The 3,986-nt window shown below is 67.5% G+C and carries 2 protein-coding genes and 1 pseudogene; all 3 read left to right on the top strand.

Going from position 1 to position 3,986, the window contains the following annotated elements; translation table 11 throughout:
* Positions 1 to 481 (top strand): annotated as a pseudogene (locus tag ABI213_RS01230) (hypothetical protein); the annotation flags it as partial.
* Between the two features lie 95 nt (positions 482 to 576).
* The gene (locus ABI213_RS01225; protein ID WP_348025758.1) at positions 577 to 3,348 is read left to right on the top strand and encodes an EAL domain-containing protein; all 2,772 of its coding nucleotides are present in this window, start codon (positions 577 to 579) and stop codon (positions 3,346 to 3,348) included.
* A gap of 116 nt (positions 3,349 to 3,464) precedes the next feature.
* Positions 3,465 to 3,986, top strand: a 522-nt coding sequence (locus ABI213_RS01220) for a leucine-rich repeat domain-containing protein (protein WP_348025757.1), incomplete at its 3' end; no start/stop codon positions are given.

Here is a 3,986-nt window from a genome sequence, read left to right as displayed (position 1 = left end):
CCATGGCACGGCGGTGGACGAGCAAGTCGTCTCCAGCGCCAGCGCCCAGCCGCCGCAGGACCTGGCCCCCGGCATCTACCAATGGCGTGTGGCGGCCATCCACCCGACCAAGGGCCAAGGCCCCTGGGGTGATGCCCAGGCGTTTCGCCGTGTGCTACCCGGCCCGGGTGTCGACATTCCCCAGCCCCAGGACGGCAGCCTGACCCTGCGCTGGACGGCACAGCCCCAAACCGCCCACTACCACCTGCAGGTGGCGCGCGATGACCACTTCAGCAACCCCCTGGCCGATGCGGATGCCGACACCAGCCAGTTCAGCCTGAAAGACCTGCAGCCTGGCCCCCACTATGTGCGGGTGCAGGCCACCGGTACCGATGGATACACCGGCCCCTGGGGCAGCACACAAACGTTTGTTGTGCCGCAACCCCCTCCCAGCCGCTGGCCCGCCCTGCTTTTGCTCCTTCCTGCCCTGGCGTTTTTCTGACCCCTCTGCCTGCGCCCACCGGAGGTATCGCCTCCCCGCGACTCCCGCCCGGCTGGGGGCGGGCCACCTTGCGCGGCAGCTGGTGGCTGGCGGGCATGGCGACCGCGGTGCTGCTGGTCTGGCTGCACCCGTCGGCGGTCGAGCGGCTGAACCTGTTGGCTTACGATCTTTTGTTGCCCAGCTATGCCGCCAGCGCCCAGCCGCCGGTGGTGGTGGCGATTGACGATGCCAGCCTGGCCACCCTGGGCCGCTGGCCCTGGCCACGCGAAATACACGCCCAGATGATCGACCGCCTGCGCGAGGCCGGGGCCAGCGCCATCGGCATGGCGGTACTCTTCTCTGAACCCGATACCCGCAACCCCGCCAGCGATGCCGCCCTGGCCACCGCCATCGCCCGCCAAGGCCATGTGGTGCTGGCCGTGGCCCCGGCGCAGCAGGCCGATGGTCGCATCGCCGCCGCGCCGCTGCTGCCCACCTTGGTGGCGACCGACACCCAAACCCGTCCCAGCCTGGGCCATGTCGATGTGGAAGTAGATGTAGACGGTCAATCCCGCAGCATTTACCTGATGGCAGGCAACGGCCAGGCCGACACGCCCGCACTGGCCTTGGCGGTGCAGCAGCAGGCCGCGCCCGGCCAGGCTTGGGACCAGTGGCTACCGGTAGACAGCGTCAGCCGTCCCGCCACCTGGGTTCGCGCGCACGAAATCATGCTGCCCCGGGTGCACGGCCTGCCTACGCTGTCATTTGCCAGCGCCTTGCAATCGCCCCAGCGTTTAGACGTGGTGCGGGGCCGGGCGGTATTCATCGGCATCACCGCCAGCGGGTTGGGCGGTGAGCTGGCCACGCCACTGGCGGGCAGCCATACCACCTTGCCATCGGTGATGTACCACGCCCAGGCGCTGGAGGCACTGCGCAGCCAGCTCTGGATACACCGTGCATCCGCTCCGCTAGAGCTGCTGCTTACGCTGCTGTCCGTCAGCAGCCTGGCGCTGGTGCCGGTGTGGCACAGCCGCCTCCCTTTAAAGGCCGGGCTGCTGTCGGTGGGGCTGCTGGCACTGCCGCTGCTGGTCAGTGGTGGGCTGCTGCTGACGGCCCGCACCTGGCTGCCGCCCGCCACCGCCACCCTGGCGCTGGCCGTGGCGCTGGTTTTCTGGCTGGGGAGCAAGCTGCGGGCCCTGAACCGCCAACTGCTGCGCACCCGCCAGCACGCCCAGGCCACCCTGCAAGCCATCGACAATGCCGTCATCAGCATCGATGCCCAGCTGCACACCATCCGCTATGCCAACCCTAGCGCCCAATTGCAGGCCCCCGGCCAGACGCTGCTAGGCCAGCCCCTGCAAGCCGCCTACCCGCTGAGCGAAGACAGCATGGAGCGCCTGGTGGCCGCAGTATTTGAATGCCTGGGCCGGGGCAGCCGGGTCTATGTGCGCGAACTACTCAACCTGCCCGGCCCGGGCGGCCTGCGGGTGCTGCGGGCTACCGCCAGCCCCTTGCACAACCCCGAGGGCGCGCTGGACGGCGCGGTGCTGGTGCTGGCCGACGTGACAGATTCTGTAGCCGCCGCGCGCGCGCTGGACTATGCCGCCACCCACGATGCCCTCACCGGCCTACCCAACCGGGTGCTGCTGCAAGAGCGGCTGCACCTGGCCCTGTCCCGGGTGCAACGGCGCGGCGGCAACGTGGCGGTGCTGTTTTTGGACCTGAACCGCTTCAAGCACATCAATGACAGCCTGGGCCACCGCGCCGGCGACGAGGTGCTGCGCGTTGTTTCCCAACGCCTGCGCGCGCTGTGCCGCGACACCGACACGGTGGCCCGCTGGGGTGGCGACGAATTTGTGCTGCTGCTGGAGGAGGTGGGCGGCCAGGACGGTGCCGCCACCGCCGCCACCAAGGTGGTGGATGCGCTGACCCAAGACATCCCACTGGGCGAGAACTTTGGCAATATCGTTCTGCCCAGCGCGGGCAGCGTCGGCGTGGTGATGGCGCCGCAAGATGGCACCGACCTGGATGCCCTGCTGTCCAAGGCCGACATGGCCATGTACCGCGCCAAAGCCCAGCCCCAGGCCTGCTTCCACTTCTGGTCGAACGACATCAACACCCGCCTGCACGAGCGCCTGGCGCTAGAGATGGACCTGCGCCAGGCCCTGCGCGAACACCTGTTTGTGCTGCACTACCAGCCGCAGTTTTCACTGTATGGGCAGCAGATGGTCGGCATGGAAGCCTTGATGCGCTGGCAGCGCACACCCGAGCAACTGGTCATGCCCATCGGCTTTATCCATGTGGCCGAAGAATGCGGCCTGATCGTCGATATGGGTGCCTGGGCGGTGCTGCATGCTGCCCGCCAGGTGGCGCTGTGGCTGCGTGCCGGGCTCAAACCCGTGCCCATCGCCGTCAACATCTCGGCCCGCCAATGCCTGAACCGCGACCTGGTACAGGTGGTACGCCTGGCCCTGCAAGAGACCGGCATCCCGCCGCACCTGCTGCGCCTAGAGATCACCGAAACCACCGCCATGTCCGATGCCGACCAGGTGATCGGCCTGCTGCAGGACATCCGCGCCCTGGGCGTGCGGCTGTCGGTGGACGACTTTGGCACGGGCTACTCGTCCCTGGCCTACCTCAAACGCTTCCCCATCGACGAACTCAAAATCGACCGCTCCTTCGTCCACGACATCGCCACCGACAAAGACAATGCCGCCATCGTGCGCGCCACCATTGCCCTGGCCCACGGCCTGGGCCTGCAGGTGGTGGCCGAAGGGGTGGAAACCGAAGCGCAAAGCCGCTTCCTGGCCGACCAGCACTGCGACACCGTGCAAGGCTACCTGTTCGGCCGCCCGCAGCCGCTGGACATCGTGGCGCGGTGGCTGTAGGGCTTACTTCGTTTTTGATAGCTGCCTGCGCAGGTGCAATCTGCGCCAGAGGCAATTTTTACACCTAAAACGTCTGGCGCACTGGACGGCCTAGGCCAGCCACGACAATACCGGGCATGCACACCCTGTCCCAACTCCGCTCTGGCCAACTGCAAGGCATCCAACGGCTGGATCTATCCGACGGTCTGACCACCTTTCCCCCCGAAATTTTTGACCTGGCCGACACGCTGGAGGTGCTGAACCTCTCGGGCAACGCCCTCAGCACCCTGCCCGACGACCTGCCCCGTTTGCACCGCCTGCGGGTGATCTTTTGCTCGGGCAACCCCTTCACCGAACTGCCTGCCGTGCTGGGCCAGTGCGCACAGTTGGAGATGGTGGGCTTCAAGTCCTGCCAGATCCGCACCGTGCCCGCCGCCGCCCTGCCGCCCCGGCTGCGCTGGTTGATATTGACCGACAACCACATCACCACCCTGCCCGCCGAAATCGGCCAGTGCGGGCAAATGCAAAAGCAGATGCTGGCGGGCAACCAGCTGCGGCAGTTGCCGTCCGAACTGGCGCAGTGCCAGCAGCTAGAGCTGCTGCGCATCTCGGCCAATCCGATGGCGGATGCAGGCAGCCTGCCCGACTGGCTGCTGCGC

Source organism: Rhodoferax sp. (assembly GCF_039922535.1).
Lineage (GTDB): Bacteria > Pseudomonadota > Gammaproteobacteria > Burkholderiales > Burkholderiaceae_C > Rhodoferax_B.
Note: the sequence above shows the minus strand (reverse complement) of the source record. Positions and strands in the feature narration are given on the sequence as shown.